General features: G+C 65.9%; 14 protein-coding genes. 10 read left to right on the top strand and 4 right to left on the bottom strand.

From position 1 onward, the window contains the following. Window positions 1–67: 67 nt before the first annotated feature. Together ptsP and prfA are read left to right on the top strand one after the other, a co-directional pair. Window positions 68–2335, top strand: coding sequence for a phosphoenolpyruvate--protein phosphotransferase (gene ptsP / locus J2R78_RS18540; RefSeq protein WP_253606047.1), 2268 nt, complete (start codon window positions 68–70; stop codon window positions 2333–2335). A 57-nt stretch (window positions 2336–2392) separates the two neighbouring features. After that, window positions 2393–3472 (top strand): peptide chain release factor 1, encoded by a 1080-nt coding sequence (gene prfA, locus J2R78_RS18535; RefSeq protein ID WP_018269196.1) that lies wholly within the window; start codon window positions 2393–2395, stop codon window positions 3470–3472. A 34-nt stretch (window positions 3473–3506) separates the two neighbouring features. Here prfA and J2R78_RS18530 read toward each other — a convergent pair whose 3' ends face one another. Both J2R78_RS18530 and J2R78_RS18525 read right to left on the bottom strand, forming a co-directional pair. Next, on the bottom strand, window positions 3507–3974 hold the full coding sequence (locus J2R78_RS18530) for a MarR family winged helix-turn-helix transcriptional regulator (RefSeq protein ID WP_253606046.1): 468 nt from the start codon (window positions 3972–3974) through the stop codon (window positions 3507–3509). Between the two features lie 143 nt (window positions 3975–4117). Beyond that, window positions 4118–4558, bottom strand: coding sequence for a hypothetical protein (locus tag J2R78_RS18525; RefSeq protein WP_253606037.1), 441 nt, complete (start codon window positions 4556–4558; stop codon window positions 4118–4120). 292 nt (window positions 4559–4850) lie between these two features. Between J2R78_RS18525 and J2R78_RS18520 the strand changes: the two genes are divergently transcribed. The 4 genes from J2R78_RS18520 to J2R78_RS18505 all read left to right on the top strand — a co-directional run bounded on the left by J2R78_RS18520 (window position 4851) and on the right by J2R78_RS18505 (window position 9762). Further along, window positions 4851–6206, top strand: coding sequence for a substrate-binding protein (locus tag J2R78_RS18520; RefSeq protein WP_253606035.1), 1356 nt, complete (start codon window positions 4851–4853; stop codon window positions 6204–6206). A 114-nt stretch (window positions 6207–6320) separates the two neighbouring features. Further along, a complete protein-coding gene (locus J2R78_RS18515) occupies window positions 6321–7196 on the top strand; it encodes a branched-chain amino acid ABC transporter permease (protein ID WP_092083102.1) in 876 nt (291 codons plus the stop codon). Window positions 7197–7210: 14 nt separating this feature from the next. Continuing rightward, window positions 7211–9067, top strand: a complete 1857-nt coding sequence (locus J2R78_RS18510; RefSeq protein WP_253606033.1) for an ATP-binding cassette domain-containing protein — start codon at window positions 7211–7213, stop codon at window positions 9065–9067. After that, on the top strand, window positions 9064–9762 hold the full coding sequence (locus J2R78_RS18505; protein ID WP_253606032.1) for an ABC transporter ATP-binding protein: 699 nt from the start codon (window positions 9064–9066) through the stop codon (window positions 9760–9762). Before J2R78_RS18510 ends, J2R78_RS18505 begins: the two co-directional genes overlap by 4 nt. Before the next feature lie 241 nt (window positions 9763–10003). Here J2R78_RS18505 and J2R78_RS18500 read toward each other — a convergent pair whose 3' ends face one another. Then, on the bottom strand, window positions 10004–10429 hold the full coding sequence (locus tag J2R78_RS18500; protein ID WP_253606030.1) for an HIT family protein: 426 nt from the start codon (window positions 10427–10429) through the stop codon (window positions 10004–10006). 105 nt (window positions 10430–10534) lie between these two features. On the opposite strand from J2R78_RS18500, the gene prmC reads away from it, so the two are divergent. Beyond that, window positions 10535–11422 (top strand): peptide chain release factor N(5)-glutamine methyltransferase, encoded by an 888-nt coding sequence (prmC, locus tag J2R78_RS18495; protein ID WP_253606029.1) that lies wholly within the window; start codon window positions 10535–10537, stop codon window positions 11420–11422. A 497-nt stretch (window positions 11423–11919) separates the two neighbouring features. Next, entirely contained in the window at window positions 11920–12690 is a 771-nt protein-coding gene (locus J2R78_RS18490; RefSeq protein WP_253606028.1) for a DUF4167 domain-containing protein, read from the top strand. A gap of 66 nt (window positions 12691–12756) precedes the next feature. On the opposite strand, the gene J2R78_RS18485 is transcribed toward J2R78_RS18490, so the two are convergent. Beyond that, on the bottom strand, window positions 12757–13509 hold the full coding sequence (locus J2R78_RS18485; protein ID WP_028343579.1) for a class I SAM-dependent methyltransferase: 753 nt from the start codon (window positions 13507–13509) through the stop codon (window positions 12757–12759). Between the two features lie 185 nt (window positions 13510–13694). On the opposite strand from J2R78_RS18485, the gene gloB reads away from it, so the two are divergent. Beyond that, window positions 13695–14462, top strand: a complete 768-nt coding sequence (gene gloB / locus J2R78_RS18480; protein WP_253606027.1) for a hydroxyacylglutathione hydrolase — start codon at window positions 13695–13697, stop codon at window positions 14460–14462. Further along, window positions 14462–14914, top strand: coding sequence for a cupin domain-containing protein (locus J2R78_RS18475; RefSeq protein ID WP_253606026.1), 453 nt, complete (start codon window positions 14462–14464; stop codon window positions 14912–14914). The genes gloB and J2R78_RS18475 overlap by 1 nt, the downstream gene beginning before the upstream one ends. Window positions 14915–14948: the final 34 nt, after the last annotated feature.

Below are 14948 nucleotides of genomic sequence, written 5' to 3'. Positions count from 1 at the left end.
TTGACGAGTTTTGCGCCAGCGGCCGGCCGCACCGGTGCGCTGGCTTCGCGGGGAGGGACTGAAACACATGCGGAGCGCGTCGGGAGGCCCCCGCATCCTGTTGAGACGGCTCCGCGAGACCATGGCGGAGCAAGTCTCCGCCCAGGAGCGGCTCGACAAGATCGTGGTGCTGATCGCGGCCAACATGGTGGCCGAGGTCTGCTCGTGCTACGTGCTGCGCATCGACAACACCCTCGAGCTCTACGCCACCGAAGGTCTGAACCGCGACGCCGTCCACCGCACCGTGATGAGTGCGCATGAAGGCCTGGTCGGCCTCGTCGCCAGCGAGGCGACGCCGCTCAATCTGTCCGACGCGCAAAGCCATCCCGCCTTCGCCTACCGCCCGGAGACCGGCGAAGAGGCCTACCACTCGTTCCTCGGCGTGCCGATCCTGCGCGCCGGCAACACGCTCGGCGTGCTCGTGGTGCAGAACCGCGCCAAGCGCACCTATGTCGAGGAAGAAGTCGAGGCGCTGCAGACCACCGCCATGGTGCTGGCGGAGATGATCGCCTCCGGCGAGCTTGCCGCGCTGGCGCAGCCTGGCGCCGAGCCCGCCGCACGGCACTCGCTGCACAAGACCGGCGCGGTGCTCTCCGACGGCATCGCGCTCGGCCATGTCGTGCTGCACGAGCCGCGCGTGGTGATCACCAACTACATCGCCGAGGATCTGCCGAAGGAGATCAAACGGCTCGACACTGCGCTCGCCAATTTGCGCGCCGATCTCGACCGCATGCTGGAGCGCGGCGACGTCGCCGACGGCGGCGAGCACCGCGAGGTGCTGGAAGCCTACCGCATGTTCGCCAACGACCAGGGCTGGTCGCACAAGCTGCATGAGGCGGTCGCCACCGGCCTCACCGCGGAAGCGGCCGTCGAACGCGTGCAGTCCGACACCCGCGCGCGCATGCTGCGCTCGACCGATCCCTATCTGCGCGACCGCCTGCACGACCTCGAGGATCTCGGCCATCGCCTGATGCGGCAGCTGGTCGGCCAGGACCATGCGCCGTCGCGCGAGCAATTGCCCGACAACGCCATCCTGATCGCCCGCGCGATGGGTCCGGCGGCCCTGCTCGACTATGACCGCAAGCGGCTGCGCGGCCTGGTGCTGGAGGAAGGCACCGCGAATTCCCACGTCTCGATCGTGGCGCGCGCGCTGGGCATTCCCGCGGTCGGCGAGGTGCCGAACGCGCCCGGCATCGCCGATCCGGGCGATGCCATCATCGTCGACGGCATTTCCGGCGAGATCTATGTCCGCCCCTCGACCGAGATCGAATCCGCCTATGCCGAGCGCGTCCGGTTCCGGGCGCGCCGGCAGGCGCAATATTCGGCGCTGCGCGACAAGGCCTGCGTGACCAAGGACGGCCAGCCGATCGAGCTTTTGATCAATGCCGGCCTGACCATCGACCTGCCGCATATCGACGACACCGGCAGCGCCGGCATCGGCCTGTTCCGCACCGAATTGCAATTCATGGTGAGCCCGAACCTGCCGCGCTCGAGCGACCAGCTCGCGCTGTACCGCACCGTGCTCGACGCCGCGGGCTCAAAGCCCGTCACCTTCCGCACGCTCGACATCGGCGGCGACAAGGCGCTGCCCTATATGGAGACCGTGATCGAGGAAAATCCCGCGCTCGGCTGGCGCGCGATCCGGCTCGGCCTCGACCGTCCCGGCCTTTTGCGCGGCCAGATCCGCGCGCTGCTGCGTGCTGGCGGCGGCCGCGCGCTGAAGATCATGTTCCCGATGATCTCGGACATCACCGAGTTCGACCAGGCCAAGGCGATCGTCGAGCGCGAGCTGACCTATCTGCGCCAGCACGGCCATTCGCTGCCCGAGCGGATCGATATCGGCACCATGGTCGAGGTGCCGGCGCTGCTCTACCAGCTCGACGAGCTGCTGAAGAAGGTCGACTTCGTCTCGGTCGGCTCCAACGATCTGTTCCAGTTCCTGTTTGCGGTCGACCGCGGCAATGCCAAGGTCTCCGAACGCTTCGACATTTTGTCGGCGCCGATCCTGCGCGCGCTGCGCGATATCGTGCGCAAGGCCAAGGCGGCGAAGAAGGCCGCCTCGCTGTGCGGCGAGATGGCGTCGAAGCCGATCGGCGCGCTGGCGCTGATCGCCATCGGCTACCGTTCGCTTTCATTGTCGGCAACCGCGCACGGCCCGGTCAAGGCGTTGATCCTTGACCTCGATGCCAAGAAGGCCGAAGCGATGATCAATCCGCTGCTGGACGCGCCGGTCGGCAGCGTCTCGATCCGCGCGGCGCTGACGAAGTTTGCGGAAACCGAGGGGCTGGCCTTGTAGCGACGCTGCCGTCGCCGCTGCCGCCCTTCCGTACCTTCCGCAATTCGAGATACCGCCATGCTACCCGAAGCCAAACTCGACGTCCTGCTCGCCCATCATGCCTCGCTCGAGGCCGAGCTGCTCGGCGAGGTCAAGTCCGAGCGCTATGTGCAGATCACGCGCGAGCTCGCCGAGCTCAACCCGCTGATCGATGCAGTGAAGCTCTATCGTTCTGCGCGTAGTGAACTCGCCGATACCGAGGCGATGCTGGCGGACGCCGGGACCGACGCCGAAATGCGCAGCATGGCGGAAGCCGAGCTGGAAACGCTGCAGGCGCGGCTCGGCGAGCTCGAGCAGCAGATCCGGATCGCGCTGTTGCCGAAGGATGCAATGGACGACCGCAACGTGATGCTGGAAATCCGCGCCGGCACCGGCGGCGACGAGGCCTCGCTGTTCGCCGGCGACCTGTTCCGGATGTATGAGCGCTTCGCGTCCTTGCAGGGCTGGAAGGTCGAGGTGATCTCGGCGAGCGAAGGCACCGTCGGCGGCTACAAGGAAATCATCGCCGAGGTGCAGGGCCGCGGCGCGTTCGCCAAGCTGAAATTCGAATCCGGCGTGCACCGCGTGCAGCGCGTGCCCGACACCGAGACGCAGGGCCGCATCCACACCTCGGCCGCCACGGTCGCCGTGCTGCCGGAGGTCGAGGACGTCGACGTCGATATCAAGGACACGGACTTGAGGATCGAGACCATGCGCGCGGGCGGCGCCGGCGGCCAGCACGTCAACAAGACCGAATCGGCGATCCGCATCACCCATCTGCCGACCGGCATCGTGGTGATGATGCAGGACAGCCGCTCGCAGCACAAGAACCGGGCGTCGGCGATGAACATCCTGCGCTCGCGCATCTACGATGCCGAGCGCCAGCGCGTCGAGGCGGCGCGCTCCGCCGACCGCAAGGAGAAGGTCGGCTCCGGCGACCGCTCGGAGCGCATCCGCACCTATAATTTTCCGCAGGGACGCGTCACCGACCACCGCATCAATCTGACGCTCTACAAGCTGCCGCAGGTGATCGCGGGCGAAGCGCTCGGCGAATTGATCGATGCGCTGACCACCGAGCACCAGGCGGCACAGCTCGCCGCGCAGGGCGCAGCCGCCTGACGCGCGCCGCCGCTTGCGCCGGCGGATGCATCACTCATTCGCCGGAAGACGGCGAGGACTTCAGCAAGCGGCGCAACGCCGGGCTCGCGACGCGGCGCAGCTCCTCGATGTTCTTCTTCGAGACCGCCTGGAGCTTCTGCTCTCCCTTTGCCGTTAGCTTGAGCTGAACCCGCCTCGCGTCGTCCGGATCGGCAAGCCGGCTGACCAGTCCGAGCTTTGCCATGCGGTTCATCAGTTCGACGGCGGAGTGATGCCGTATCAGCAGGAACCGGGCGATGTCGCCGACGGTCGGCGGACCGGGATCGACGAAACCCTTGATGCCGAGCAGCGCCTGATGCTGCCGCGGCGTCATTCCGGCCTTCCGGGCGCCCTCCTCGCTGAATGCAAGAAACCTGCGCAACTCGTAGCGAAACTGCGCCAGCGCCCGGTAGTCCACCGTCGCGGCCAGCGCCTTGCGTTTCGTTGCGCCGGCTGGCGCTCGTCGTTGCTTTGGTTGCGGCATTCGATCGTCCTGCTGCTGGCTCGCTCCGCCGGACGGCAGACGCCGTGCAACGCTATCAAGCCCGCGCCGAACGCACCATACTACCGGTCGCCCTTCCACTCATGTTTCAACGGTTTGACGATCGAGCGGCAGGGCCGGCAAGCTCAGGGCTGCGGCCAGTGATCGTAGGTCGAGCTCAATATTTTCAGCAGCACGATCTGGAAGGCGACCGGAATCCGCGGGCTCCTGCGGCGAATGGATTTCTCCAGCGCCTCGGTGATCTCGCTCTTGGTGAGATGCCCGGCCGAGGCACGCGCGACCAGATCGCCCCAGACCTCCGACAACGACTTGCCGGTGTGATGCGGAGACGGGATCGTTATTCCGCGCGTCTCGGCCCAAGCGATGATCTCGCGCATGGTTTGCCGTCCGCAATTCCGCGCCGTCGCGAGATGGCGCGCGGTGAGCAGCCGCAGCAGATCGTCCGGCGGCGTCCAGCCCACCTTCGGCGGCACTTCGTCGAGCAGCTCGACCGCCAGTTCCTTCAGGACGTTGATCGCGCGAATGCTCAGGCTGCCCGATTGCCCGGCGGCACCGTGCTCGGACACGGCGTGCTCTCCGGCATTTCCGGTGCGACTTGAAGGCTCCTGGATCATCGCCCCCTCACTTACAGGACCCGCACCCGGTCGGTAAACCCTCGATACATCGTAGAACGATATTATTTCTATCGTAGGCCGATATGATTCGACGAAAGGTGACATTGACTAAATATGCCGGTGGGGAATTGTAGCCGTGACAGGCTGCTCCATCGCAGCCGGCGCATCGTGCCGCCGATCGATCCGATCCGGCGACGAGTGAGCATGCGCGCCAACAATCAATATAATTGGAGGATACTGAGCGATGAGCACCAAGGATTTTCGGCCGGGCAGAACCCCGAACGTTTCGCGCCGCACTTTGCTGCAAGCCGGCGCGGGCCTGATCGGCGGCAGCGTGCTGCCGGCCTCGATCGCATCGCGGGCCTTCGCCGAGGACCACCCGGCGATCGGAACCTATCCCGCGGGCACGTCGGGCTCTTCGGCGTTCATCGGCATCTCGGTCCCGCGCACCGGCACCTATGCGGTGCAGGGCGAGGATGAGCTCAAGGGCTATCAGCTCGCGATCGAGCACATCAACAGCGGCCACGAGCTGATCAAGAAGATCTCGCCGAAGACCAGCAAGGGCGTGCTCGGCAAGAAGCTGAAGTTCGGCGTCGCGGATTCCGCGGCGAAGCCGAACGAGGCCGTGCAGGCGCAGCAGCGCTTCATCTCCGAGAACAAGGCGGTGATGATCACCGGCGGCACGTCGAGCGCGGTCGCGGTGGCGCTGAACAAGCTGGCGCAGCGCGAGAAGGTGATCTTCGTCTGCGGCATTTCCGGCTCGAACGACACCACTGGCAAGGATTGCGTGCGCTACGGCTTCCGCCAGAACTTCTTCGGCCAGACCGCCGCGGCGGCGATCGCGCCGGTGCTGATCAAGCAGTTCGGCAAGAACAAGAAGGCCGCCTACCTGACGCCTGACTACACCTACGGCCACACCGTCACCAAGTCGATGCAGGACTACCTCGCCCAGGCGGGCTGGACCACCGTCACCAACCAGATCTCGCCGCTCGGCGCGCCGGACTATTCGTCCTATCTGCTCAACGTCGCGAACTCCGGCGCCGACGTGCTGATCAACGTCAACTGGGGTCACGATGCCGTGCTGTCGACGCAGCAGGCCAAGCAGTTCGGCGTGCTCGACAAGATGAAGCTCGTGGTGCCCTACCAGGTGCCGTTCATCGCCCGCGAGACCGGCGGCCTGATGCAGGGCGTCTACGCCGCGACCGACTATTGGTGGACCATCGAGGACAAATATCCGCTGGCCAAGATGTTCAACGAGGCCTTCGAGAAGAAGTACGGATACAAGCCGGAATGGGGCGCAGAGAACGCCTATGTCAGTTTCGCGCACTGGGCCCGCATGGTCGAGGAAGCCGGCAGCTTCTACCCGCCCGACGTCATCAAGGCCTATGAGAAGGGCGAGACGCTGCCCTCGCTGGTCGGCGACGTCCACTATCGCCCCGAGGATCACCAGTGCGTCCGCCCCGTCGTCATCGTCCGCGGCAAGATGGAAAAGGAGATGAAGAACAAGGAGGACTATTACGAGGTGGTCGAGATCGTCCCCGGCGACGGTCTGATGCAGAAGCCGGATGCGTTCGGCTGCCATCTCGGCGACTACACCTGATTAACGTGGGAAGACTCGGCGCCGTGGGCGGGGCGACCCGGCCCGCGGCGCCGCTTTTCTCGGAACGCATCCTCCATCGACCGGGCCAGGTATACGGCTGAGTGAACGCGCGCCATGATCAACTGGCCAAATTTCGTCTCGCAACTTTTCAACGGGCTGGCGCTCGGCGCGCTGCTGGCGCTGATCAGCTCCGGACTGACGATCATCTACGGCACGCTCGGGGTGCTCAACCTCGCCCACGGCGCCATGTTCATGATCGGCGGCTACGCCGGATATGTGGCCTATTCCTACACCGGCTCGTTCATTCTCGCCGTGATCGCGGGCTCGCTGTTCGTGATGGTGCTCGGGATTGCGATGGAGCGGATCATTATCCGCCACTTCTACCACCGCCCGCATGAGGACCAGCTGCTGGTCACGTTCGGCCTCGGCATCTGCTTCGTCGAGATCGTGCGGCTGATCTTCACCAGCCAGTCGCAGGTGGTGCCGCCGCCGGCGCTGCTGCAGGGCATCACCTCGCTCGGCTTCCTGTTCTACCCGACCTACCGGCTTGCGGTGGTCGGCATCGTCGCGGTCGCGCTCGGCGCGCTGTTCCTGATCCTGTACCGCACCCGGCTCGGCATGATCGTGCGCGCCGGCATCGAGGATTCGGTGATGGTCGATTCGCTCGGCATCAACGTCTACCGCGTCTTCATGATCGTGTTCGGCATCGGCGCAATGGCCGCAGGCTTCGCCGGCATCATCAATGCGCCGGTGGTGTCGCTGACGCCGGGTGTCGGCGACGATATCCTGGTCGAGACTTTCGTGGTGGTGGTGATCGGCGGCGTCGGCTCGTTTCCCGGCGCCATCCTCGGCGGGCTGATCGCCGGCGAGATCATCAGCATCACCTCGATGTTCAACCCCGGTTACGCCTACGTCATGCTGTTCGCGGCGATGACGCTCGTGCTGGTGCTCAGACCGCATGGCCTGCTCGGCACGCAGGGCCGCGAATGACGACGGATATTTAGATGCTTAAACAGCGCCCATACCTGATCGAATTCCTGACCGCCGCCGGACTGATCGTCGCGCCCTTCGTGCTGCCGTGGCTCGGCTTCGCGCCCAACACGGTGAACCGGATCCTGGTCTGGGGCCTGTTCGGCCTCGGCTTCGACATCCTGTTCGGCTTCACCGGCCTGCTGTCGTTCGGCCAGTCGGCCTTTTACGGAACCGGCGGCTTCGTCGCGGCCTATCTGCTGACGCGCGCCGGCTTTCCGTACGTCGTGCTCGCGCTCGTCATCGGGATGATCGCGGCCGCCGCCACCGGCTATCTGATCGGCCTGATCGCGCTGCGCCGCACCGGCATCTATTTTGCGATGATCACGGTGGCGATCGCCGAGGTGTTCTTCTTCGTCGAGTTCAATCCGCTGTCGGACTTCACCGGCGGCGAGAACGGGCTGCCGGGCGTGCCGACCCCGAGCTTCAATCTCGGCTTCACCACGCTGCACTTCACCACCGGCTGGTCGCTCTATCAGTTCCTGGCGCTGTGCTACTTCATCGGCATCGTGATCGCGCTGCGCATCGTGCGCTCGCCGGTCGGTGCCGTGTTCAGCGCGATCCGCGACAACCCGCTGCGGGCGACCGCGGTCGGCCACAACATCCACGGCTACAAGCTGACCGCCTTCGTGATCGCCGCCGCCTATGCCGGCTTTGCCGGCGGGCTGCTCGGCGTGCTGCAGGCCTTCATGCCGCCCGACGCGTTCACCTTCGACACCTCGGGGCAGCTCGTGATGCAGACCGCGATCGGCGGCCGCGGCACGCTGTTCGGGCCGCTGGTCGGCGCCGCGGTGTGGCTGTCGCTGCAGGACTTCCTGCAGGCGGCGCTCGGGCTCGGCGCGGCCTGGAAGCTCGTGCTCGGCATCGTGTTCGTGCTGCTGGTGTGCTTCCTGCGCCGCGGCATCATCGGCGGCCTCGCCGATCTCTACCGCCTCCTGACCGGACAGCGCGGCGCCAAGGAGCCGGAGGAGAGCGCACCCGAGGTCGTCGCCGTGGCAAGCGAGCGGCACGCCACGGCGCCCGCCGCGCCGAAGCCGGTGGCGGCTCGTGCCGGCGGCAGTCCGTCCGGACCGATCCTCCAGGCCAGGGGCCTGACCAAGCGCTATGGCGGCCTGCTCGCCAACAGCGACATCGACTTCACGGTCAATCACGGTGAGCTGCGCGGCATCATCGGCCCGAACGGCGCCGGCAAGTCGACCTTCTTCAAGATGCTGACCTGCGAGGTGCATCCGACGTCGGGCACCATCCTGTTCGAGGGCCGCGACATCACCGGCATGAACGTCACCGACGTCTGTCAGCTCGGCCTGACCAAGAGCTACCAGGTCAACCAGCTGTTCGCCGGGTTGACAGTGCGCGAGAATCTGGTGATCGCGGCGCTGTCGGCGCTGCGCGGCAAGTTCAAGCTCGACCTGTTCCGCAGCATCGACAGCATCCCCGGCCTGACCGAGCGCGTGCAGCAGACGCTCGAGCTGGTCAATCTGACCTCGAGGCCCGATACGCCGGTGTCCGAGCTCGCCTATGGTGAGAAGCGGCGGCTGGAGATCGGGCTGGCGCTGGCGACGTCGCCGAGCCTGTTGCTGCTGGACGAGCCGCTCGCCGGCATGAGCCCGCGCGAACGCGTCGAGACCGTCAAGCTGCTGAAGTCGATCAGCCAGGGCCGCACCATGATCATCATCGATCACGACATGGATGCGCTGTTCGAGCTCGCCGAGCGCGTCACCGTGCTGCAGGAGGGCCGCGTGCTGGTCGAGGGAACGCCGGAAGAGATCAAGACCAACTCGACCGTCCAGGAAGCCTATCTTGGCGGCGTGCATGGAGTGCTCGCCGCATGAGCCTGCTCGAGGTCAACGGACTGAACAGCTATTACGGGGATTCCCACATCCTGTTCAACGTCTCGATGCGCGTCGAGCGCAACGAGGTGGTGGCGCTGCTCGGGCGTAACGGCGCCGGCAAGAGCACGACGCTGAAGAGCCTGATGGGCGTCGTGACCCCGCGCCGCGGCTCGGTGATGTTCGACGGCGTCGAGATTTCCGGCCGGAAGAGTCACAAGATCGCGCAGGCCGGCATGCAGCTGGTCCATGAGGAGCGCCGTATCTTCGGCAGCCTGAGCGTCGAGGAGAACCTTGTGATCGCCGGCCTGACCGCCTCGCAGCGCTGGCCGCTCGACCGCATCTACGAGATGTTCCCGCGGCTCCGCGAGCGGCGGAGCAATCGCGGCACCGACCTGTCCGGCGGCGAGCAGCAGATGCTGGCGATCGCGCGCGCCCTTGTGCGCGATCCCAAGATCATCCTGCTCGACGAGCCGTTCGAGGGCCTGGCGCCGGTGATCGTGCGCGACCTGATGAAGGCGTGCCGCGACCTCGCCGAGGCCGGACAGACCATCGTGCTGGTGGAGCAGAACCTCGCCGCGACGCTCGCGCTGGCGCAGCGCATCTACATCATCAACAACGGACACATCGTCCATGAAGGGCCGGCGCAGGAGATCAAGGCGCAGCCCGATGTCCTGCAGCGCTATCTCGGGGTTTAGGGCGCGTCACTTTCTCCGCCGTCATTGCGAGCCAACGGGTCGCGCGAACGCGCGCCCGATGACAGGCTCCGCGAAGCAATCCATCGGTCCGCATGCGCGGATGGATGGATTGCTTCGTCGCTACAGCGCAAAATTGCTTTGCAAATTTTGTCGCGAGCTCCTCGCAATGACGAACTCGATATTGCGCATGGCCTCTCGGGATAGGGATTACGGCATTCCCGCGTCGGACCGGGCCACCCGCTCACCCACGCAGCGCCGCGATCATCCGCCTGGCGTGATCGGCGAGCACATCCATCTCCGCCTTGACGGTCTGCGCCGGCAGCAGCGCGACGCCGGCCTTCACCGGCATCACATGCATGTGCAGGTGAAACACCACCTGGCCGCTGGCGGGCTCGCTGAACTGCTGGATGATGATGCCGTCGGCCGCAAACGCCTTCATCGCGGCGACGGCGATGCGCTTGGCCGACCGCGCCACCTCGGCGAGGTCGTCTTCGGCGATGTCGAGGATGCCGCGCGCGGGTGCCTTCGGAATCACCAGGGTATGTCCCGGCGATCGCGGCATGATGTCGAGAAAGGCAAAGGTCCGGTCGGTCTCGTAGACCTTGAAGCTCGGGATCTCGCCGCGCAGGATCCTGGCGAAGATGTTCTGGTCGTCATAGCCCGCCATGGTCGCGCGTTCCGGATCGCTAGGTTCAGATTCTGACCGTGCGCGCCGGCCGCACGGGGCGCAAGTGATATCGACGCCGCATCGACCATCGGCTAACAACGCGCCATGAGCGAACCCGCAGGACATGGCCAGACTGTCGAGAGCATCAGGCGCAGCCTCGCCGCCCGCCTCAAGGCGGCCGGCCACGACGCCGCCGAGCTCGATGCGCGACTGCTGGTCGGCGCCGTGCTGGGGCTCGATCTGACCGGCATGATCACGGGCGCGAAGCGCGCGCTGACGAGGGACGAAGCCGATCGCCTCGAGCACCTCGCGCAGCGCCGCCTCGCCGGCGAACCGATCGCGCGCATCCTCGGCGTCAAGGAGTTCTGGGGACTGCCGCTGTACCTGTCCGCCGCGACGCTGGTGCCGCGCCCGGACACCGAGACGGTGGTCGAGCGCGCACTCGAACTGCTGCGCGCCGACGGCATGGCCGAGCGCGCGTTGCGGATCGCCGATCTCGGCACCGGTTCTGGCGCGATCCTGCTGGCGCTGCTCTCGGAACTGCCGAACGCGCATGGCTTCGCCACCGACATCTCGGCGGAGGCGCTGCAGACCGCGAGGCGCAACGCCGCCGCGCTCGGATTCGCCGATCGCACGACATGGATCGAGTGCGACTACGGCAGCGGGCTGGCCGGCGCGTTCGAGCTGATCGTGTCCAACCCGCCCTACATCCCCTCGGCCGACATCGCCGGGCTCGACATCGAGGTGCGCGCGCATGATCCGCGCGCGGCGCTCGACGGCGGTGCCGACGGGCTCGACGCCTACCGCGCGCTGATTTCGCAATCTGCGGGTCTTTTGACCTCAGGAGGATTTCTGATTGTGGAAGTCGGACAGGGTCAGAGCGGCGACGTTGAAGCGCTGATGACGGCATCCGGGTTATCCCCAACGGGGCCGCCAAAAGTCGATCTGGGGGGCGTCCCGAGGGCCGTTTCCGCCCGCCGGCTGCCCCGATAAAGTCCTATTGGAACGAAAAAAAACCTCTTGGATTATCCCCCGGGAACGACTACGTTCCGGGCACAACATCGGTGCTGGCCCCGTAATCCGTTACGGGTGATGACCAGGGTTCAGCAGAGCCCGCCGATCGAAAGGTTCCAGGAACGCAGGTCACATAGAGCGCAATAGCCGAAGCTGTGCTGCTCTCGACCGCCAAGCGAACGAAAGCCTGTTATTACGCTTGAAGACTTACGCACGAGAACTGAGCCTGTCTCAACGGGCGGAATGATTTGGTCGCTGGCGCGATTGCCGGCGGTTGGGGAACGCGTCTTTGCTGCACGCGACTTTGCTGAACGAGATGGTCGGCGACATCGAAACCACTTCGAACGGTATTGCGATTCCGTGTGCCTAGGCGCGCGCCGAATCGGACTCTGGGAATCGGACTTCTGAGAAATCGGACTGCTGAGAAATCGGACTGTGGACTGCAATAACTTCAGGGCTGGAATAAAAGGCGACAGATGAGAAACGGTCAGAACAACAAGCGGATGCGCAACCGGAATAACAACAACAATAACAACAACAATAACCGGCGCGGCCAGAATCCCCTGACACGGGTGTACGAATCGAACGGACCCGACATCAAGATCCGCGGCACGGCCTCCCACGTGGCCGAGAAATACGTTCAGCTTGCGCGCGATGCGCGCTCCTCCGGCGATCCGGTGGCCGCTGAAAACTACTACCAGCACGCCGAGCACTACTACCGGATCATCGCGGCCGCGCAGGAGCAGTTCCGGCAGAATCAGCAGCCGCCGCGCCCCGACGCCGAGGTCACCCCGACCGAAGACGGCGACGACGACAGCGACGGCTATTCGAGCTTCGGCCAGGAGCCGGGCTTCGTGCCGCAGCAGCAGCAACCTTTCATGCGCGACAACGGCCAGCAGCCGTACCAGCGCGAGCAGCAGCAGCCGCGCGAGCATCGCGAGCGTGACCAGCAGCCGCGTGAGCACCGCGAGCGCGAACATCGTCCGCAGCCGCAATATCAGCCGCAACCGCAGAACCAGCCGCAGCCCGCGATGGCCGATGCCGGCGGCGTCGATCGCCTGCCCTCGTTCATCACCGGCGGCGCGCAGCCACAGGTCAACGGCGCCTATGAAGGCAATAATGGCGGCGCAGAACGCGGCGAACGGAGCGAGCGCTTTCCGCGCCGCCGCCGCCGTCCGCACGGCCCGCGCCCCGACATGGCGGCGCAGCCCGCGCCGAGCGACGACTTCAATCCGGGCAACGAGTAATCCTGAAAATCTGTCACCCTCCCTTCACGGGGAGGGTGAATTGTCCGCGTCACGCCTCGGGTCGTGTTACGACTCTGCGTGAGTCGATTTGCGCGTCGCCGTCGAGGACGGCACCAGCACCGGACGCAATGACGGGATCAGCTGCGTGCGCTCGCGGCGCGCGGGAATCGCGCGATAGACCTGCTTGGTCGCCTCCACGATGTGCACGCCGGCGAACGGCATCGACAGCGCCGCGCCGACCCGCTCCCACGCCATCGCCGAGCGCAGGAACCAGCTGCCCTGCACCGGCGGCATGAACAACGCCTCGCCCCACGACGACGGCGTGAACCAGGTCTGCCGCAACAGCTGCGTGATCTGCGCCCGCGAATAGGGCCGGCCATGGCCGAACGGCGTGGCGTCGGTGCGCGTCCAGACGCCGCGGCGGTTCGGGATGATCGCGATCAGCCGCCCCGACGGCGAGAGCACCCGCCACACCTCGCGCAGCAACCGCTCCGGGTCATCGGACATCTCCAGCGCGTGCACCAGCAGCACGCGGTCGACCGCGGCATCCGGCAGCGGCATCGAGAATTCGTCAATCAGGGTGGCCAGCGCCGGCCGGCCGGTCGGCCATTTCAGCACGCCCTGGGCCGCCGGCATGAAGGCAATGCAGCGCTCGCAGGACTCACGGAACAGGCCGAGATAGGGGGTCGGATAGCCGAGGCCGAGCACGCGCTGGCCTTCCGCGTTCGGCCACCGCGCGCGGATGCCCCGGTTGATCAGTTGCCGCGCCACGATGCCGAGGCGCTGCGAATAGAAGTCGCGCAGGTCGATGACGTCCATGGTGTTTAGCCTAACACGCCCCCTGCGGCCCGGGTGCGCCGAAAATTGCATTGCCGCCGGAGCGTTAACGCCATATTTCACCCCTATATTGGGCGCGTTAAAAGCATGACCCGGGAAAGTCGATACCGGTCTTTCGAATACATCATGCTTTGAAAATGTCCGTCCCGTTTGTTCGTGGAGATATCATGACCGCCGAAATTCGCACCTTCAGCTGCCTCACCGACAATTTCGGGTATTTGATCCACGATCCCGCGACTAAGGCGACCGCGTCGATCGACGCGCCGGAAGCCGGCCCGATCATCAAGGCGCTGGAGCGCGAAGGCTGGACGCTGACGGATATCCTGATCACCCATCACCACGGCGACCATGTCGGCGGCGTCGCCGAGCTGAAGCAGAAATACGGCTGCCGCGTCGTCGCCCCGCACGACCAGTCGGCCAAGATCGCCAATGTCGATCTGCGCGCCGCCAATGCCGATGTCATCAAGGTCGGCAGCCTGCTCGCACGCGTGGTCGAGACGCCCGGCCATACGCTCGATCACATCTCCTATGTGTTCGACGGCGAGAAGGCGGTGTTTGCCGCCGATACGCTGTTCTCGATCGGCTGCGGCCGGGTGTTCGAGGGCACCTACCCCATGATGTGGGATTCGCTGCTGAAGCTGCGCTCGCTGCCGGACGATTTCCGTCTCTATTGCGGCCATGAATATACCGCTGCGAATGTGAAATTCGCGCTCACCATCGAGCCCGACAATCCGGCCCTGCAGGCGCGCGCAGCAGAGGTCACAAAACTGCGCGCCGAGAACAAGCCGACGATTCCGGTGCTGCTCGGCGACGAGAAGAAGGCCAACGTGTTCCTGCGCGCCGACGAGTCCGCGGTGGCGGCGAAGCTGCACATGAAGGGCGCCGACCCGGCGCTGGTGTTCGGCGAGCTCCGCGAGCGCAAGAACAAGTCGTGATGGCCGACCTCTCGGCTGCCGACATCATCGCGCAGCTCGCGCTGCAGCCGCATCCCGAAGGCGGACATTATCGCGAGACGTTTCGCGACGCGCGCTGCGACGCCAATGGCCGCGCGCACTCGACCGCGATCTATTTCCTGCTGGCGCGCGGCGAGCGCTCGCATTGGCATCGCATCGATGCGGTCGAGATGTGGCACTATTACGCCGGCGCGCCGCTGACGCTGCGGATTGCGGAGGACGGCGGCCCACATTCGATCACGCTCGGGCCGGATGTGGCGCGCGGCGAGCAGCCGCAGGCGATCGTGCCGGCGCACGCATGGCAGGCCGCCGAAAGCTGTGGCGACTGGACGCTGGTCGGCTGCACCGTCGCGCCGGGATTCGAGTTCGCGAAATTCGAGCTAGCGCCAAAGGGCTGGGAGCCGGCGTCGCAGGGTCTTTCCCCGTCATCCTGAGGTGCGAGCGGAGCGAGCCTCGAAGGATGAATCG

Source organism: Bradyrhizobium sp. USDA 4538 (assembly GCF_024171045.1).
Taxonomy (GTDB): domain Bacteria; phylum Pseudomonadota; class Alphaproteobacteria; order Rhizobiales; family Xanthobacteraceae; genus Bradyrhizobium; species Bradyrhizobium australafricanum.
The sequence above is the reverse complement of the archived record's forward strand: the minus strand, read 5'-3'. Positions and strand labels throughout refer to the sequence as shown.

Excerpts from the sequence above, each read along its gene's own strand:
- J2R78_RS18530 (WP_253606046.1), bottom strand. The coding sequence starts at position 3,974 with ATGCCGCAACCAAAGCAACGACGAGCGCCAGCCGGCGCAACGAAACGC.
- gloB (WP_253606027.1), top strand. The coding sequence starts at position 13,695 with ATGACCGCCGAAATTCGCACCTTCAGCTGCCTCACCGACAATTTCGGG.
- J2R78_RS18520 (WP_253606035.1), top strand. The coding sequence starts at position 4,851 with ATGAGCACCAAGGATTTTCGGCCGGGCAGAACCCCGAACGTTTCGCGC.
- prfA (WP_018269196.1), top strand. The coding sequence starts at position 2,393 with ATGCTACCCGAAGCCAAACTCGACGTCCTGCTCGCCCATCATGCCTCG.
- J2R78_RS18515 (WP_092083102.1), top strand. The coding sequence starts at position 6,321 with ATGATCAACTGGCCAAATTTCGTCTCGCAACTTTTCAACGGGCTGGCG.
- J2R78_RS18510 (WP_253606033.1), top strand. The coding sequence starts at position 7,211 with ATGCTTAAACAGCGCCCATACCTGATCGAATTCCTGACCGCCGCCGGA.
- J2R78_RS18490 (WP_253606028.1), top strand. The coding sequence starts at position 11,920 with ATGAGAAACGGTCAGAACAACAAGCGGATGCGCAACCGGAATAACAAC.
- J2R78_RS18485 (WP_028343579.1), bottom strand. The coding sequence starts at position 13,509 with ATGGACGTCATCGACCTGCGCGACTTCTATTCGCAGCGCCTCGGCATC.
- J2R78_RS18500 (WP_253606030.1), bottom strand. The coding sequence starts at position 10,429 with ATGGCGGGCTATGACGACCAGAACATCTTCGCCAGGATCCTGCGCGGC.
- ptsP (WP_253606047.1), top strand. The coding sequence starts at position 68 with ATGCGGAGCGCGTCGGGAGGCCCCCGCATCCTGTTGAGACGGCTCCGC.
- J2R78_RS18475 (WP_253606026.1), top strand. The coding sequence starts at position 14,462 with ATGGCCGACCTCTCGGCTGCCGACATCATCGCGCAGCTCGCGCTGCAG.
- prmC (WP_253606029.1), top strand. The coding sequence starts at position 10,535 with ATGAGCGAACCCGCAGGACATGGCCAGACTGTCGAGAGCATCAGGCGC.
- J2R78_RS18505 (WP_253606032.1), top strand. The coding sequence starts at position 9,064 with ATGAGCCTGCTCGAGGTCAACGGACTGAACAGCTATTACGGGGATTCC.